At 52.1% G+C, this 15,924-nt stretch carries 17 protein-coding genes; 5 read left to right on the top strand and 12 right to left on the bottom strand.

Annotation, left to right across the window (positions count from 1 at the left end):
• Window positions 1-55: 55 nt before the first annotated feature.
• Window positions 56-1,354, top strand: coding sequence for a glycoside hydrolase family 10 protein (locus ACIHKT_RS05965; protein WP_404352047.1), 1,299 nt, complete (start codon window positions 56-58; stop codon window positions 1,352-1,354).
• Here ACIHKT_RS05965 and mtaB read toward each other — a convergent pair.
• The 3 genes from mtaB to ACIHKT_RS05950 form a co-directional block, all read right to left on the bottom strand.
• Window positions 1,351-2,637 (bottom strand): tRNA (N(6)-L-threonylcarbamoyladenosine(37)-C(2))-methylthiotransferase MtaB, encoded by a 1,287-nt coding sequence (mtaB, locus tag ACIHKT_RS05960; RefSeq protein WP_086035953.1) that lies wholly within the window; start codon window positions 2,635-2,637, stop codon window positions 1,351-1,353. The genes ACIHKT_RS05965 and mtaB overlap by 4 nt on opposite strands.
• Before the next feature lie 45 nt (window positions 2,638-2,682).
• Window positions 2,683-4,602: an ABC-F family ATP-binding cassette domain-containing protein gene (locus ACIHKT_RS05955; protein WP_086035952.1), complete on the bottom strand. Its 1,920-nt coding sequence runs from the start codon at window positions 4,600-4,602 to the stop codon at window positions 2,683-2,685.
• Window positions 4,603-4,723: 121 nt separating this feature from the next.
• The gene (locus ACIHKT_RS05950) at window positions 4,724-5,158 is read right to left on the bottom strand and encodes a hypothetical protein (protein WP_086035951.1); all 435 of its coding nucleotides are present in this window, start codon (window positions 5,156-5,158) and stop codon (window positions 4,724-4,726) included.
• A 123-nt stretch (window positions 5,159-5,281) separates the two neighbouring features.
• Between ACIHKT_RS05950 and ACIHKT_RS05945 the strand changes: the two genes are divergently transcribed.
• The 3 genes from ACIHKT_RS05945 (at window position 5,282) to nrdR (ending at window position 7,721) form a co-directional block, all read left to right on the top strand.
• On the top strand, window positions 5,282-6,265 hold the full coding sequence (locus tag ACIHKT_RS05945) for an asparaginase (protein ID WP_086035950.1): 984 nt from the start codon (window positions 5,282-5,284) through the stop codon (window positions 6,263-6,265).
• A gap of 75 nt (window positions 6,266-6,340) precedes the next feature.
• Window positions 6,341-7,210 carry a sugar phosphate isomerase/epimerase gene (locus ACIHKT_RS05940; protein ID WP_236849735.1) on the top strand — a complete coding sequence of 290 codons (870 nt, stop codon included), beginning with the start codon at window positions 6,341-6,343 and terminating at the stop codon, window positions 7,208-7,210.
• Window positions 7,211-7,229: 19 nt separating this feature from the next.
• Entirely contained in the window at window positions 7,230-7,721 is a 492-nt protein-coding gene (gene nrdR, locus ACIHKT_RS05935; RefSeq protein WP_086035949.1) for a transcriptional regulator NrdR, read from the top strand.
• Window positions 7,722-7,800: 79 nt separating this feature from the next.
• Here the strand turns inward: nrdR and ACIHKT_RS05930 are convergent, their stop codons facing one another.
• The 7 genes from ACIHKT_RS05930 to ACIHKT_RS05900 form a co-directional block, all read right to left on the bottom strand.
• On the bottom strand, window positions 7,801-8,181 hold the full coding sequence (locus ACIHKT_RS05930) for a DUF4363 family protein (protein ID WP_157658943.1): 381 nt from the start codon (window positions 8,179-8,181) through the stop codon (window positions 7,801-7,803).
• Window positions 8,178-8,855, bottom strand: a complete 678-nt coding sequence (locus ACIHKT_RS05925; protein ID WP_086035947.1) for a DUF421 domain-containing protein — start codon at window positions 8,853-8,855, stop codon at window positions 8,178-8,180. Before ACIHKT_RS05925 ends, ACIHKT_RS05930 begins: the two co-directional genes overlap by 4 nt.
• A gap of 123 nt (window positions 8,856-8,978) precedes the next feature.
• A complete protein-coding gene (gene rpsR, locus ACIHKT_RS05920; RefSeq protein ID WP_086035946.1) occupies window positions 8,979-9,221 on the bottom strand; it encodes a 30S ribosomal protein S18 in 243 nt (80 codons plus the stop codon).
• 48 nt (window positions 9,222-9,269) lie between these two features.
• Complete coding sequence (locus tag ACIHKT_RS05915; protein WP_086035945.1) at window positions 9,270-9,776, bottom strand: single-stranded DNA-binding protein; 507 nt, start codon at window positions 9,774-9,776, stop codon at window positions 9,270-9,272.
• 28 nt (window positions 9,777-9,804) lie between these two features.
• Complete coding sequence (rpsF, locus tag ACIHKT_RS05910; protein ID WP_086035944.1) at window positions 9,805-10,101, bottom strand: 30S ribosomal protein S6; 297 nt, start codon at window positions 10,099-10,101, stop codon at window positions 9,805-9,807.
• A gap of 160 nt (window positions 10,102-10,261) precedes the next feature.
• On the bottom strand, window positions 10,262-11,137 hold the full coding sequence (locus tag ACIHKT_RS05905; protein WP_086035943.1) for a UTP--glucose-1-phosphate uridylyltransferase: 876 nt from the start codon (window positions 11,135-11,137) through the stop codon (window positions 10,262-10,264).
• A 74-nt stretch (window positions 11,138-11,211) separates the two neighbouring features.
• Complete coding sequence (locus ACIHKT_RS05900) at window positions 11,212-12,261, bottom strand: RING finger protein (RefSeq protein WP_404352037.1); 1,050 nt, start codon at window positions 12,259-12,261, stop codon at window positions 11,212-11,214.
• 363 nt (window positions 12,262-12,624) lie between these two features.
• Between ACIHKT_RS05900 and prfB the strand changes: the two genes are divergently transcribed.
• Entirely contained in the window at window positions 12,625-13,761 is a 1,137-nt protein-coding gene (prfB, locus tag ACIHKT_RS05895) for a peptide chain release factor 2 (protein WP_086035940.1), read from the top strand.
• A 67-nt stretch (window positions 13,762-13,828) separates the two neighbouring features.
• On the opposite strand, the gene ACIHKT_RS05890 is transcribed toward prfB, so the two are convergent.
• Together ACIHKT_RS05890 and ACIHKT_RS05885 are read right to left on the bottom strand one after the other, a co-directional pair.
• Window positions 13,829-14,803: an ATP-binding protein gene (locus ACIHKT_RS05890; RefSeq protein ID WP_174193038.1), complete on the bottom strand. Its 975-nt coding sequence runs from the start codon at window positions 14,801-14,803 to the stop codon at window positions 13,829-13,831.
• Window positions 14,803-15,798, bottom strand: a complete 996-nt coding sequence (locus ACIHKT_RS05885) for a DnaD domain protein (RefSeq protein WP_174402977.1) — start codon at window positions 15,796-15,798, stop codon at window positions 14,803-14,805. The genes ACIHKT_RS05890 and ACIHKT_RS05885 overlap by 1 nt, the downstream gene beginning before the upstream one ends.
• Between the last annotated feature and the right edge of the window lie 126 nt (window positions 15,799-15,924).

The following is a 15,924-nucleotide window of genomic DNA, read 5'->3' as shown; positions in this document are numbered from 1 at the left end:
ACCGAACAAAGGAATGGGCCGTGCGGCCCGGAAAAAAGATACGGGAGATGGGAAGATGGTCATTTCACTTTTTCACAGACACAGGCAGGGACTGGCCGTGCTCATGCTGGCAGCGGCGGTTTTGGTAACGATGGCCGTAAAACGGGCGGATATATCGTCTGCCGGAAAAAGTTCGCCTGTTTCCAGTACGGCGGAAAGCGCACCGCTGGCATCTTCTGCGTCAGGCGCAGCCGCCAGCGGAAAAACAGCTGCGGCGGCGGCAACCGGAGGTCAGGAAATGCGCGCGGTGTGGGTGCCATATTACACGCTGGATATGTCTGGACAACAGCAGAAGGGAAAAGACGTTTTTCTGAAACACTATACGGAGATTGTACAGAATGCAAAGGCACGCGGCATGAATGCACTGGTGGTGCATGTGCGTGCTTTCAGTGACGCTATGTATCCCTCTAAGCTGTACCCGTGGTCACACTTGACTGGTTGTACACAGGGCACTGCGCCCGGATATGACCCCCTGAAAGAGATGGTGCGTATTACACACGGCGCGGGACTGCAGTTTCACGCGTGGATTAACCCGCTGCGGGTGCAGCTGGGCGCGGCGCCCTCCATTTTGGCGGAAGGCAACCCGTGGAACCGCTTTTCCAAAGATTCGGCGAAGGCCGGCTGGGCGGCCAGCTGCAAAAGCGGAAAATATTTGGACCCCGGCTGGGAGGGTGTACGGCAGTATATCGCGGACGGCGCCGCCGAGGTGGCGGCAAATTACGATGTGGACGGCATTCAGTTTGACGACTATTTTTATCCGGAGGATAGCGATGACTCGTTTGACGCTGCTTCCTACCGCGCATATTGTGCCGGAAAAAAAGCTGGGGAGGTACTTTCCCGGCAGGATTGGCGCTGTGCCAATATCAACGACCTGATTTCCCGCACATATCGCGCCATAAAAAAAAGCCGCCCGCAGGCGGTTTTTGGTGTTTCACCGCAGGGCAACTTAGAAAATGACCGAAAAATCGGCGCGGATGCGGCAGCATGGTGTCAGGCAGAGGGGTATGTGGATTATGTCTGCCCGCAGGTCTATTATAATTATAACAACCCCATTTTGCCGTATGAAAAGGCCGTGCATTCCTGGCGCAGCCTGGTTACGGCAAAAGGTGTGAAGCTTTACTTTGGTCTGGGAATGTACAAGGCGGACACCAGTGCGGACAGCGGTTCCTGGAGCGGCAGCACGGACATTATTGCGCGCCAAATAAAAACCGCGCGCGCGCAGCACTGTGATGGGTTTATGCTGTTTGCGTATGATGATATGATGGCGCCCGGCCGTCAGCAGGAGGTGCAGAATGTGATGAAGATGTTCTCTTAAAGCTGACCTGTCAGTGTGCCGCGGCAGCTGTCCTCCAGCGCTTCGGTGACCTTAACCGGCAGAATTTTTCCGGTCAGCTCTTCGGCAGAGGAAACCAGTACGGACGTGTAGTTCGGCGTATAGCCTTCCAAGGCGCCGTTTTCCCGGCGGCGCTCAAACAGGACCGGCTCAGTTCGGCCGACTTGCTGCTGTAGGAACGCGCGGCGCGTTTCCTGTGTGACGGCAATCATCTGGTGACAGCGGTTTTCTTTTTCCGACTTTTGTATTTGTCCCGGGAAATCTGCCGCGCGGGTGCCAGGACGCTGGGAGTAGGGGAAAACGTGTACTTTTGCAAAGGCTATTTCCCGGGCAAAAGCAAGACTTTGCTGGAACTCCTCCTCCGTTTCACCGGCAAACCCCACCATAATATCGGTCGTAATCGCAGCATTGGGGAACACCCGGCGCAGGTTTTGCACAATGGTCCGGTACTCGTCCGCTGTATAATGGCGATTCATGCGTCTTAGGGTAGCGTCACAGCCGCTTTGCAGGGACAGGTGGAATTGCGGACACAGCTTTTCCTGGGCGGCCAAGCGGGCGATTACTTCCGGTGAAAGCTGTTCCGGCTCCAGCGAGCCGAGCCGGACACGCTGAATTTCCGGGACAGCACAGGCGGCGTCCACGGCATCACACAGCGTCAGGCCCAAGTCCTGCCCGTAAGCCGGCAGGTTAATGCCCGTCAGCACAACTTCCCGATAACCATGTTTTCCTAACTGCGCCAGTTCCGACCGCAGGTCTTCCAGCGGTTTGGAGCGCACACGGCCGCGGGCATAGGGAATAATGCAGTAGGTGCAGAAACGGTTGCAGCCGTCCTCAATTTTTACAAAAGCACGGGTGCGCTCATAAAAATCAGTAACCTGCATTTTTTCAAAAGTTTTACCGTGCGGCTCAATATCCACAATGCGCTGGTGCGTGGAGAGGTAATTAAGGATATGCTGTGTCAGTCCGGACCGGTTGGCGTTTCCCAACACAATATCGGCATCCGCAAGGGACGCCGCCCGCTCCGGAAAAGCCTGTGGCATACAGCCGGTCAGTACCAGCACGGCGTCTGGATTTTCCCGACGGGCACGGTGCAGGGCCTGCCGAACCTTGTGGTCGCTTTGAGCGGTTACGGTGCAGGAGTTGATTAGAATGACGTCGGCTGGACCATCACATATGGTAAAACCGGCCTGTGCCAGCTGCGCCAGCATGGCTTGTGTTTCGTATTGGTTGACTTTGCAGCCAAGTGTTATGGCGGATACTTTCAAAATGAGAAACCTTCTTCTTTATATAACGTATCAATAAAAACACAGTTATCCCTGTGCGGCTTCGGCGTCCTCCACCTGCTGTGTCAGAGTTTCCCACTCCTGAAGCAGGTGGTCGTTCTCCGCCTTGGCTTCTTCCAGCCGTTTTGTCAGGTCCATAGCCTTTTCATAGTCGCTGGCGGTTGCCGGGCTGGAAAGCTGCCCGTTCAGTATTTCCATTTGCTTTTCCACTTCATCAATGTGGTCTTCCAGCCGCCGCAGCTGTGCCTTCTGTTTGCGCAGGACGGACTGCCGTGCCTTGCGCTGCTGATAGTCGTTTGTCTTTGGCTGTCCCGCTTTCTGCACTTTTTCTTCCTGCTCCTGCTGTTCTTTGCGCTGCTGCAGAAAACTGTCATAGCTGCCGGTATAGGGAATGACGCCCTCCGATGTCAGCCAGTAAATGCGGTCAGCCAGCTGATTGATAAGGTATCGGTCATGGGAGATAATAAACAGAGTCCCCTCGTACTGCTGCAAGGCACTTTCCAATGCCTCCGTTGAGGTGATGTCCAAATGGTTGGTCGGTTCGTCCAGCAGCAGAAAGTTTGCTTTTCCCAGCATCAGATGCAGCAGCAGCACACGGGCGCGTTCGCCGCCGGAAAGGGCGGAAACGGGCTTGAATACATCCTCGCCGTGAAATAGAAAAATAGCCAGAGCAGAGCGGACCTTGGTTTCCGTCATCTGCGGGTACAGATCCCATATTTCATCAATGACACGGTTCTGCATATTCAGGCCGGTCTGCAGCTGGTCATAGTAGCCAATATGTACATTGGCACCGAAACGAATCGTTCCGCTGTCCGGTTTGTATTTTCCCAACAGTGTTTTTAATAAAGAAGTCTTGCCGCAGCCGTTTGGCCCCAGCAGGAACACGCGCTCACAGCGGTGCAGATTCATGGAAACGTTGCGGAAAAGGGGACGCTTATGAAAGGACAGGGAAAGATTTTCCGCGGTCAGCACATCGTTGCCACTGCGTTCCGGCGTAGGGAAAGAGAACTGCAGGTGTTCTGCCTTTGCCTCCGGTGTAACCAGCGTACTTTCCAGACGGGCAATGGCTTTTTCTTTGCTTTCCGCTGTTTTAATGCTCTTTTCGCGGTTCCAGCGGCGCAGCTGGGTGACAACGCCCTCCAGCCGGTGAATCTCCCGCTGAGTATTTTCATACTGCCGTTCTTCCGAAAGGTCATTTAAATCTTTCTGTTCCTGAAAGGCAGTGTAGTTGCCTTTATAGGTAGTTAGGTGCCCACTGTGCATTTCAAAAATGCGTCCGCACAGCCGGTCAAGGAAATAACGGTCATGAGAAATGACGATGAAGGCACCGTTCCAGCTGCGCAGAAAGTCCTCCAGCCACTCGACGCTGGTGATGTCCAGGTGGTTGGTCGGTTCGTCCAACAGCAGCAGATTCGCACCGGAGAGCAGCATTTTTGCCAGCTGCAGCTTTGCCCGCTGACCGCCGCTGAGCACCCGAACCGGCTGCCCCATTTGCTGGTCAGTAAAGCCCAGCCCCAGCAGGGCGCTGCGTGCCCGTGCACGGCAGGTAAGTCCGCCGCCCTGTACGAAACGGTCATTCAGCGTGGTTTGCCGCTCAATCAGCTTCTCGGTGGGGTGGGCGGTTACGGCGTTGTTTAGTTCATTTAGTTCGGCTTCCATTTTCAGCAGGTTGGAAAATACGGTTAATACCTCGGCGTAGGCGGTGTGGTCCAGGTCGCGGCAGACGTGCTGTTCCATATAGCCGAGAACCGTATTTTTCGCCTTGTAAAAGTTGCCCGCGTCGGGTGTATATTCACCGGTCAGTGTTTTAAACAGCGTTGTTTTGCCGGAGCCGTTGACGCCGACCAGCCCAATATGGTCACTCTGCTGTACCTCAAAGGATACATCCTGAAAGATGACATTTGTTCCAAAGCTTTTTTCAAGGTTGCTTACGCCAAGTAGTGCCATGCTTTTTTCGCTCCAATATGTATTTTGAATCTGTTTTTCAAATGATAAAAGAGAACAATATGTACAGGCCCAATAGGGCCTATCTTTGTTATTATACTGAAACCTGTCGGCAAAAGCAAGTTTACAGCATTCCTTTCAGCTGTTCTATCGTTTGTTCTTCTTTCCGGATAAGGTTCTCGGCCAGCGTGCGTGCGTTGCTGCTTGATTTTGGCATATCGTTCAGGCACTGCTGCAGGCTGATAATACCCATTCCCGTACCCTGCACCATCATTTCTGCAATGTGTTCGGCGGAGCTGTCCGCCAGCGTGTTCATCTGCACGCCGCTCCACAGCATGGCTTTCTTCATAGGGCCGGTTTCATTTTTCGGCTCTTCACCATTTTCCTCCAGCATCTGCCGGGCTTTGTAGCCGGTCTGTTCATAGGTTTTGCGCTGTGAAAAAAGCTGTGTGCGCATTTGGTCGTCATGCACTTTTGGCAGCAGCAGATTTACGGCTTCCTGTCCCATAGAGCATACTTTGCAGATTTCATCTAGTATTTCTGTGTTTTCTTCCGGCAAAATAATCGCCTCCCGTGTTTATTCTGCCCGCTGCGGGGCAGTTTAATCTGGACGGAAGACCTTTTCCTGTGGTATAATAAACAATGTCTAAATATAGGTAAAAGAGCTTTGCAAAAATCATTTATGAAAAAAATATTGCTAATCGCCACGGGGGGCACCATAGCTTCCCACAAAACAAAAGATGGGCTGACACCGTCCCTTACATCGGAGGAACTGCTTCACTATGTACCCAAAACGGCGGAATTTTGTCAGGTGGATACCCAGCAGATTCTCAGCCTGGACAGCACCAATATCCAGCCGCGGCACTGGCTGCTGATGGCTCGCACTGTGCAGAAATACTATCGGGAATACGACGGATTTGTCATCTGTCACGGTACCGATACCATGGCTTATACAGCGGCGGCGCTGTCTTATCTAATTCGTGACCCGGACAAACCGGTGGTCATTACCGGCTCTCAAAAGCCCATTGATGTGGATGTAACCGATGCCAAAACAAATTTGGAGGACAGCCTGCTGTGGGCCTGCAGGGGAAGCGGCGGTGTGTGCATTGTGTTCGGTGGAAAGGTCATTGCCGGAACCAGAGCGCGCAAAAGCCGCACCAAAAGCTACAATGCCTTTTCCAGCATCAATTTTCCGGACCTCGCGGTTATTCGGGACAGAAACATCATCCGGTATATTTGTCCACAGCCGGCCAAAGGACCGTTCTTTTCCAGCCAGCTGGACAGCAGTGTTTCTGTGCTGAAACTGACGCCGGGCCTTTCGGAGGAAACGTTTGCGGCGGTTGGAAACCTGTGTGACGGGCTGATTGTGGAAAGCTACGGTGTCGGCGGTATTCCGGACCTGTATTCCTGCGCACTGGAACGCCTTACCCGTGATGGAAAAATCGTCGTTGTAGCCACACAGGTTGCACATGAGGGCAGCGACATGGCGGTGTATCGTGTCGGCCATGTTGCCAAGAAACGCTTTGGCCTGCTGGAAACGTATGATATGACGATAGAGTCCACCGTGACCAAACTGATGTGGGTGCTTGCCCAAACGCATGACCTGCAGGAAGTACAGCGGCTGTTCTACCAAACCATCAATTATGACGTCCTCTGGGTGCAGTGATTTTTTCTGTACCTGCTTCAACATAGAAAACCAGCACTTGCTTTGATTTGACAAGAAAAAACAGGGGGTGCTCTTTTGCAAGTAGGAATTTCGACTGCGTGCCTGTATCCGGCTTTGCTGGAAAAAAGTTTGGCGGCACTATTGGAGATGGGGTTTCGGCATTTCGAGTTTTTTTTCAATACATTTAGTGAGCTGCAGCCAGCGTATGTGCGCAGATTGTCCCATATGATGCAGCAGTACGGTGCAACCGCGAAAAGCGTGCATCCGTTTACTTCCGGATACGAAAGTTTTTTGCTGTTTTCCGGGTATGAAAGACGCTTCGATGACACACTGGAGTTTTACAAGTCTTATTTTGAGGCGGCTAATCTTTTGGGTGCGGACCTGCTGGTTCTGCATGGTCAGCGGCTGGAACGGCAAAGTGATATGACACAGGAAGCGTATTTCGAGCATTACCATAAACTGCTGGAAACCGGCCGCTCGTTCGGTGTGACCGTTGCGCAGGAAAATGTGAACCGCTTCCGCAGCAGTGACCCGGCATTTTTAACGCAGATGCGGCAGTATCTGCACGATGACTGTGCCTTTGTGCTGGACATCAAACAATCCGTGCGGGCAGGGTACAGCCCGTTTCAAACCTGTGCGGCCATGGGGGAGCAGCTGGTACACGTACACATCAATGATAACTGTCCCGGCAGGACTTGCCTGCTGCCCGGATTTGGCCAAATGGATTATCACAGGCTGCTGCATCAGATGGCACGCCAGAATTTCCAGGGTGATTGTATGATGGAGGTTTATCGGTCCAGCTTTCACCGAAAAGAGGACCTGCTGCAGGCAAAGCAGACAACGGAGCAGCTGCAGAAGGAATATGAGCAGCTGACGGCTGTACCGTGCGCCTGCAGTTCGGAGAAAACGGCGGATACCCCCGCGGCGGGGGCGTGTTCCTACTGACAGAGAGGGAGAAAGAAACATGAAATGCCCGTACTGCGGTTATGATGAAAGCAAAGTAATTGATTCCCGCCCAACGGACGAGGGAGAGCGCATTCGCCGGCGTCGGGAGTGTATGAAGTGCGGTAAGCGTTTCACAACCTATGAAGTCATTGAAACGGTGCCACTGATTGTCATTAAAAAAGATAAATCCCGTGAAGTATTTGACCGTAGCAAACTGCTGCGCGGGCTGCTGCGTGCCTGCGAGAAGCGTCCGGTTTCTCTGGCAACACTGGAGCATCTGGTGGATGAAATTGAAGCAAAGCTGCAGAATTCTTTGGACAGGGAAGTGGAGTCCTCCCAGATTGGCGAATATGCCATGGAAAAGCTTAAGGATATTGATGAAGTGGCCTATGTGCGGTTTGCTTCTGTTTACCGTCAGTTTCAGGATATCAACACGTTCATGGACGAATTAAACGACATCCTTCGTACCCGTCAAAAAAAGCGGAAAACGGACAATAATAAAAAACAGTAAAAAAGAACTGCCGCAAGCATTCCATTTTTGAAATGGATGCCGCAGAGCAGCTTTTTTATTGCTTGATTTTGATGGATAATTATAAGATGTTCTGCAGCAGTGGAAATTCGCTTTCCTGCAGATTTCGTGCCAGTGTTTCTCCCCGTGCGCATTCGCTTTCAAACTGGCCGGGGTTGTCACACTTTGACAGGTCCGGCAGGGTGGCAAGCGTTTGGTCAATTACCTCCAGACGGGAGTGCGGCTGAAATGTGCATAAAATCTGGTGGTCTTTTTCCCATTCTTCAAAGGCTTTTTTGCTGAGTGTATATGCCTTTTGTGTGTCGCCGGTTTGGGCTGCATGATCCGCTTCCTGCAGTGTTTTCGTCAAGTCGTTGGTCAATGTCTGTGTTGTTCTCCGTCCGGCGGAGCACAAAGCAAGGGATACGGCAAACAGTACGGCGCCAACTACCATCCGCTTCATACGCATTTCTCCTTTGGTATGATTTGATAATCACCTTTTGTATTGGCCGTCATAATGAAAATATCTTCTGCACGCACATTCTGGTGCCGCAGGGTTTCCTCCAGCCATTTTTCGCTTTTTCCGCACACCTGCAGGGAAGTGTTGCTGACTACGCCATCACTGACGACAACGGTTTCAATGCTGGGGTTCGGTACGGCAATACCCAGCATTCCTGCCGTGGGCTGCTCCTTGTCCGGCTTTTTAATAATACTTATGCGTCCGTCTGTTTCCACGATGGCATAGGCAACATCTTTCAGGGAAAAAACGTTTTTTTCACGCAGTTGTTCAAACAGGTCTTCTGTTGTCAGGCGCAGCTTGCGCATTTCGGACTGCTGAACAGTGCCATCATCAATAATCACAATGGGTTTGCCGCAGATGAGTTTTCGGAATTTTCCGCTTTTCATCATAGACCAAGAAGTAAAAAGTTCGCATACAACCAGAACCATAATGGGCAGAACACCGCTGACCAGTGGCTGTCCGCTGTCCTGCATAGGAATGGCGGCAATATTGGAAATCAACAGTGTTACCACCAGCTCGCTGGTTTGCAGTTCACTTATCTGCCGCTTGCCCATCAGCCGAACGGCCGCAATAATCAGGATATACAATAAAAGAGTGCGGATGAACGAAATCGTCATGTTTTATCACCGGCAGTAGTATGCGCAGAAATGTGTGCGGCCATACACCAAGCCGAAACAGAAAAGAATCCGGTACCCGATTTTCATCGGATACCGGATTCTGTATTCTTCTAAAAGCCGAACTCAGTCACTGCTGAACGGCAGCAGTGCGAGATGACGGGCACGCTTGATGGCAATGGTCAGCTCACGCTGATGACGGGCACAGGTGCCGGTCACACGACGAGGCAGAATCTTTGCACGCTCGGAAATGAAGCGGCGCAGCTTTGCGACATCTTTGTAGTCGATATGCTCGACCTTATCAATGCAGAAGCTGCAAACTTTGCGGCGGCCCTTGCGTCCACCGCGGCGATTATCTCTATCAGCCATAATACTGGTAACCTCCTTAAGTTAAAGTAAAAGAACAGTCAAATTTCCTTAGAACGGCAGGTCGTCGTCATCAGGAAGCGGCTGAAAGTCGCCGGTGTCGCCGCTGGAATAGGCCGGAGAGGCCGGTGCGGCGGCAGGGGCTGGTGCTGCAGGTGTGCTGGCAGCCGGTGCAGGCTGCTGATAAGAGCTTTGTCTGGGTGCAGGGGCAGCGGCACCGCCATAGGTACCGGATTCCCGCTTGCCGCCGCAGAACTGGACGTTATCAGCAACGACCTCGTACCGGGTGCGCTTGTTGCCGTCACGGTCCGTATAATTGTCCACATGCAGGGAGCCCTGAATGGCAATCATGGAACCTTTGCTGAAGTAGCGGCAGATAAATTCCGCCGTCTGTCTCCACGCAGTCACGTCGATAAAGTCCGTCTGCTTTTCTGCACCGGACCGGGAGTAGTTGCGGTCTACCGCAATGCGGATGCTGGTTACAGCAACATCATTCGGTGTGTGGCGCAGCTCCGGGTCTGCCACCAGACGGCCCATTAAAACAACAACGTTTAGCAATTCACGCACATCCTTTCTTTACAGCGGCTCAGTCTTCCTTGCGGATGATGAGGGAACGCAGCACGCCGTCCGTGATTTTATAAACACGGTCCAGCTCAGCTGTAAAGGCCGGTGCGCTGGTGAAGTTAATCAGCACATAATAGCCTTCTGTTTCCTTGTCGATTTCATAAGCAAGTCTGCGCTTGCCCCATTCGTCAACTCCATCAACCGTGCCGTTCGCGGCAATCAGGTCCTTGAACTTTGTTACCAGTGCAGCGGTGTGCTGCTCGTCCAGCTTGCTGGAAAGGATAAATACGGTTTCATAGGCTTTGGTTTTGTTTTCCATTGATAAAAGCACCTCCTTTTGGACTTATGGCCCCGGAAATATCCCGGGGCAAGGATATGTCAGTCAAAACAGACTAACAAAACTAGTATAGCAGAAACGGCTTGTCCCGTCAAGATGAATCTTATGGGACAAGCCGTTTCTTGTTTAGAAAATATAATCTTTATAGGTCCTTGGCAATGCCTTTCAGATAAGCGCGAAAATCCTCGCCGATTTCCGGATGCTGCAGGCCAACTTCCACCTGTGCTTTCAGAATTCCCAGTTTATTGCCCATGTCATAACGCTTGCCGGTGAATTCCACAGCAACCATACCCTGAGAACGTGCCAGGGTACGCATGGCGTCCGTCAGCTGAATCTCACCGCCCGCTCCGGGAGGTGTCTGGTCAAGGATATCAAAAATTTCCGGCGGCAGGACACAGCGGCCCAAAATGGAGTACAGGCTCAGCACTTTGTCAGGGGTGGGCTTTTCAATCATATCGGTACAGGAGAAATAGTTGTCATGCAGCGGCTCTACCTTCAGGGAAGAGTACTTGGAGATATCCGCCGGTGACACTTTGTTTACGCCCAGCACGCCCTTGCCAAATTCCTCATAGGCACGAATCAGCTGGCCGCAGGCGGGGTCTTTGCCGATAATCACATCGTCCCCGTACAGCACGGCAAACGGCTCGTTCCCGACGAAGGAACGTGCACGGCTGATGGCGTGTCCCAGACCGCGGGTCTCTTTCTGGCGGACGAAATAAAAGTTTGCCAGATGCGCGATGTCTGTTACTTCCTTCAGAATGGCTTCCTTCTGCGGTCCGCCATTCTTCAGCTTTTCCTCCAGTTCCGGTACACGGTCGAAATGGTCCTCAATCAGGCCCTTGCCACGGTTTGTCACAATGAGAATGTCGGTAATGCCAGACCGGACCGCCTCTTCTACAATATATTGGATAGCGGGCTTGTCTACGATCGGAAGCATCTCTTTGGGCATACTTTTGGTTGCGGGCAGAACACGGGTTCCCAGACCAGCCGCAGGAATAACTGCTTTGGTGATTTTCATATATTTCAACTCCTGTTAAAAAAAATAGAAAAGAATCCACAATATAAAAAGTATCTTTTGCCGCTGAATTTCCACTACATCAAGAAATAGATGGAATTGGAGGCAATCAGGGAACAGACCAGCGCGATGGTTAGCCAGACGATGCTGACGCCGCCCTTTTCCTGATACTGAATCATAGCTTCATTTTCGTCGGTGGCGGATGCGTCAATTTCCTTGACAATGCCAACACAGTGTTTTCGATACATCTTATTGGCGGTACAGCCGATAATAATGTGAATGACCAAAACGGCAATCGGCATGATTTCTGGCAGGAAGAACAGGGCCTGTTGTCCGGCAGGAAGCTGCATCACCTTACCGGCTACCTGATACATTTGCTGCATGGACAGGGATGTGGTGCTGGAAAAGCCCAGACTGTTCATAATCTGAAGCAGAAGTGGATTGGAAAAGCGGGCAGTCAGGAATTGGCCTGTTATCTCCAGTGCCAAAACAATGACAGTCAGAATGGCACCCAGCCGGTACAGTTTGCGGTACAGCATCCATGCACCGCCCAGCAGGAAAGCGGCAAAATTGAAACGCCGTTTGTGGAATTTCACCGCGTTGACAAATACAGGAAGATAGTAGCTGGTGTTGCTCTGTACAACCTTCGCTACTTCTCCGGCTTTTGCGCCGTTGATTGATTCATCCGGACTGACGCCGGCCATGGGGTCAAAGACAAAGGGCATTTGCCCATAAGGCCAGCCGTTCGGCGGTGTCTGCCCATAGGGTGTCTGCCCCGGCCGCTGACCGGTCGGTCCCTGCCCATACGGCGGCACAGCGCTGTTGTCTGTGCCGCCGTTTTCCACTGCACGGGGCAGCGGTGTGCCGCAGTGCTCACAAAACAGAGCGCCTGCTGCATTGCTGTGACCGCAGTGCGGGCAGCGGAGTGCTTCTCCGTCAGTCTGCTGGTCCTGCGGCGGCTCCCAGGACCAGTCGCTGCCGTGTTTGTCTTCAAAAAGGCAGTGACCGACCTTTTGGTAACAGGCGCGGTGGTAGGGAGCACCGCATTCCGGGCAGACAACAATATCATCTTTTGGAAGAAAAGGCTTGCCGCATACGGGGCATTTTGTTCCACTCAAGTCGGTCATGTTTATATCCTCCCATATCATAATGGTACCATTTACCTACTGCAACTATCGCAGTATCCATATTATTGTATCGGTTTTTGTGACATACTGCAAGTTTTTACGGTGAAGTTTTAATTTCTATTCACAATTTCTTTCTGCTTCTTCAGTTCGTGAATTCTGCGGCCAGCTGCGCATTCCCAAAAGACACTGCGGCGTTTCCTTTACAATTACGGGGGAATCGCTTATAATAATACCATTATTAAAGTAAAAAAATGTTACGGCTGTATGATGGTCCTGTGAAAAGCGGCGACAGCCCTGCGGCGGGGCAGACAAAATGCTGCGACAATTATAACGCATTCTTTTAGAAAGTAGGATGGAAACGGTATGCTGCAATATGAAGAACTCAGACAAAAGTTAAACGATATGCTTCCAGCGCTGAATGACCTGGAGGACGCCCTGGGCCTCAAAGCCATGCACAACGAAATTGAGGAGCTGGACATGAAGGCGAGCGAACCGGGTTTCTGGGACGACATGGAAAGGTCACAGAAAATTCTGCAGCGTTCCGCACACCTGAAAGATAAAATCAATTCCTATGAAAAGCTGCGCAGCAAATGGGACGACGCCATGGCACTGTGTGATTTGGCTGATGAGGAAAACGACCTTTCTCTTCTGCCGGAAGCGGAGAATACGGTCAAAGAGCTGGAGGATGCTTTGGAGCAGCAGCGTCTGCAAACATTGCTGACCGGCGAGTATGACACTAAGAATGCAATCCTTACGTTCCACGCGGGCGCAGGAGGTACGGAAGCACAGGACTGGGCGGAAATGCTGTACCGAATGTATACACGCTGGAGTGAGCGCCACAGCTTTAAGGTTAAGCTATTGGATTATCTGGACGGCGAAGAAGCCGGCTTGAAGAGTGCCAGTATTCTGATTGAGGGCGAAAATGCGTACGGATTCCTGAAAGGGGAGAACGGCGTTCATCGTTTGGTGCGTGTTTCTCCATTTGACGCTTCCGGCAGACGGCACACATCGTTTGCATCTGTAGAGGTTATGCCGGAAATTGATGACACCATCAAAGTGGATATTGACCCTGCGGATATTAAAATGGACGTTTATCGTGCCAGCGGTGCCGGCGGACAGAAGGTCAACAAGACCAGCTCCGCTGTCCGTCTGACGCATATTCCCACGGGTATTGTGGTTGCGTGTCAGGTGGAACGCAGCCAGTACCAAAACCGTGATGTGGCTATGCGTATGCTGAAAAGTAAGCTGATGGAAATTAAAGAGCGTGAGCACCTGGAAAAGATTGACGATATTAAAGGTGTGCAGAAAGAAATTGCATGGGGTTCCCAGATACGCTCCTATGTCTTTATGCCGTATACGATGGTAAAAGACCACCGCACCAATTACGAAACCGCCAACGTGAATGATGTCATGGACGGCAATCTGGATGGATTCATCAATGCTTATCTGAAGGCATTGAGCCAGAATGAACTGAACGCTGCGGCAGGCAGTGAATCCTAAGTACCTATTTTATAAATAAAAAAAGGCTGCTGGAAGGGTAAAACTTCCGGCAGCCTTTTTGCGGTTTTCAGCGGTGCTTCATTTGTCTTACATCGTTTCCTACGAAAGGAATACAGGTATAGCTGCCAATGACACGGGAGGAGAACCGCTCGGTGTAATATTCAGTTAATTCTTTTAAAGAAAGGTTTGTGCTGATGATAACGGGCTTTTCCGTCAGCTGGCGGGAATTGATGATATTATAGATAGCGGCAACGGTAAAACTGCTCCGGAACTCTGTGCCCAAATCATCCAGAATCAGCAAGTCACAGTTTAAAAGGCTGTTCATGGTGTCACCTCTGCTGCGGCCAAAGTGTTCGTCCTGCAGCTTTTTCAGCAAGTTCTCGGCGGAACCGTATACCACGCCAAAGCCCCGCTCGGTTACCCGGCCGGCAATGGCAAGGGATAGGTGTGTTTTGCCAAGGCCGGTTTTGCCGGTCATCAATAGACTTTCTGTGGTGTGCGCATTGAAAGTTTCGGCGTATTTTCGGCAGTATAAAAAAATGCGTTCCATCATTTGCTGGGGGGAGCTGCCGTTTATTTGGGGCGTTTCCGGATAATAAGAAACGTCAAAGCTTTCAAAGCTGCACAGTTTCAGCGGGGTGTCCGCGTTCAGTCGGCGCAGCGCTTCTTCTTTTAGCAGTGATTTCATGCAGCGGCACATTCGTCCGTCTATATTGCCGCGGTCCTGGCACAGGGGACAGTGATAGTGCGGCTCCAAATCCGCCTCTGTCATGTTTTGCTGTGCCAGCAGCGCCCGCAGTTCTTCCCGCAGCGCATGGCTGCGGCGGCGCAGCTGCTCCAGATTCTGACGAACATCTCCGCCGTGCAGAACAGCTCGTGCGGCGGCGGTGCCCGCGCGGCTCAGTTTCCGGTCGATTTCCTGTGCACGCGGCTGTACCCGATACAAGTCTGCCCGGCGGCGCTCCGCTTCCTGTTCTGCGTGCAGGCGGCGTGCTGCCAGAATTTCATTTGCAGCATCATAAACGGCACGATCATATCCCATCAGCGTCCGCCTCCTGTAAATTTCAGCATGCTTTCTTTTTCGTAGGCGTCAAGGTCAAAAGAGGGCTTGTTTGCATCCTGCCGGTTTTGGCGGTGCTGGCTAGTTTCGGCTGCGGCCTGCTCGGCAGTGGAAATTCCTTCCCGGTGCCAGCGTTCCAGAATTTTGTTGACATAGCCGGGCCGGAACGCACCAATGGCATCTACACAGCGGTCATACGCCAGCTTCAACATTGGTGCGGGGAAGTGCCACTGCAGTACCCAGCTTTCCGCGTATTTCTTTTCCCGCTCGGTCGGGGCACGTTCCGGCAGGCCCATTGCCTGCTGTACGGTGCGCCATGCACGACTGAGGTCCGTCATTTTTTGCAGGCGCTGTTCTGCCTGCAGATGTGTCGTAATGCCTTCATCGGCCCAGTTCAGCGCGACCTTATCAATATAGTGCATATTGCCCTTGCCGCTGCTGGCGGCGTACTGCACCAGCATTAGGATAACATCGCACGGCAGTCCGTAATTGTCGTGGATAAGCAGCAGGCTGCCCATGTCAGAAGCGGACAGCGTATGTCCTAAAATTTGTTCAGTGTCCAGCATCAGGCATTGCAGTGCCTTGTTTTCTTCCAGCCGTTTGCTGACGAAGGCAGGGCCGGGACGTTCCGGACGAGGCAGCGGTGAAAAGTGTACCACCGGTGCGGAAGCGGGCGCTTTCTGCGGGACAGGGGAGGGAGCGGGCTTTTCTTTTTCCGTCTGCTGTTTCATGCCGGATGCCTGCAGCTGCAGCACACCGGTTTCCTGCCAATAGGAGAGTGCGTCGCGGGCATCCGCGGGGCTTACCCCCAGTGCCTGGGACAGGTCTTTATCGGAAAAAGAGGCGCCGCCCTGCCGCAGAACCCAAAGAAGTGCTTTCAGCTGTACACTGCCGGCAAGCTTTAGGTTCTGGTCCACCACGGCCGTCGGCACAGCAAACACACTGTCCCAAATCCCGCTTTTTGTCTGATACTGCATGGAATCAAGCCTCCATTAACAAAGTCATTTCTTGTAGCATTATTATAACATAACATTTCCCCGTGGCAAATACCCCGTGGCAAATACAATGAAAAGCGGCGGGCAGCATATCCGTGAAAAATCTTT

Origin of the sequence: Caproicibacterium sp. XB2 (assembly GCF_044880635.1) — a bacterium.
GTDB classification, from domain to species: domain Bacteria; phylum Bacillota; class Clostridia; order Oscillospirales; family Acutalibacteraceae; genus Caproicibacterium; species Caproicibacterium lactatifermentans.
Note: the sequence above shows the minus strand (reverse complement) of the source record. Positions and strands in the feature narration are given on the sequence as shown.

Bases quoted from the DNA above. Each gene is read 5' to 3' on its own strand.
- ACIHKT_RS05890 (WP_174193038.1), bottom strand. From the start codon at position 14,803: ATGGGATATGATCGTGCCGTTTATGATGCTGCAAATGAAATTCTGGCA.
- ACIHKT_RS05900 (WP_404352037.1), bottom strand. From the start codon at position 12,261: ATGACCGACTTGAGTGGAACAAAATGCCCCGTATGCGGCAAGCCTTTT.
- rpsR (WP_086035946.1), bottom strand. From the start codon at position 9,221: ATGGCTGATAGAGATAATCGCCGCGGTGGACGCAAGGGCCGCCGCAAA.
- rpsF (WP_086035944.1), bottom strand. From the start codon at position 10,101: ATGGAAAACAAAACCAAAGCCTATGAAACCGTATTTATCCTTTCCAGC.
- ACIHKT_RS05905 (WP_086035943.1), bottom strand. From the start codon at position 11,137: ATGAAAATCACCAAAGCAGTTATTCCTGCGGCTGGTCTGGGAACCCGT.
- ACIHKT_RS05945 (WP_086035950.1), top strand. From the start codon at position 5,282: ATGAAAAAAATATTGCTAATCGCCACGGGGGGCACCATAGCTTCCCAC.
- ACIHKT_RS05955 (WP_086035952.1), bottom strand. From the start codon at position 4,602: ATGGCACTACTTGGCGTAAGCAACCTTGAAAAAAGCTTTGGAACAAAT.
- nrdR (WP_086035949.1), top strand. From the start codon at position 7,230: ATGAAATGCCCGTACTGCGGTTATGATGAAAGCAAAGTAATTGATTCC.
- ACIHKT_RS05930 (WP_157658943.1), bottom strand. From the start codon at position 8,181: ATGAAGCGGATGGTAGTTGGCGCCGTACTGTTTGCCGTATCCCTTGCT.
- ACIHKT_RS05965 (WP_404352047.1), top strand. From the start codon at position 56: ATGGTCATTTCACTTTTTCACAGACACAGGCAGGGACTGGCCGTGCTC.
- prfB (WP_086035940.1), top strand. From the start codon at position 12,625: ATGCTGCAATATGAAGAACTCAGACAAAAGTTAAACGATATGCTTCCA.
- ACIHKT_RS05885 (WP_174402977.1), bottom strand. From the start codon at position 15,798: ATGCAGTATCAGACAAAAAGCGGGATTTGGGACAGTGTGTTTGCTGTG.
- ACIHKT_RS05925 (WP_086035947.1), bottom strand. From the start codon at position 8,855: ATGACGATTTCGTTCATCCGCACTCTTTTATTGTATATCCTGATTATT.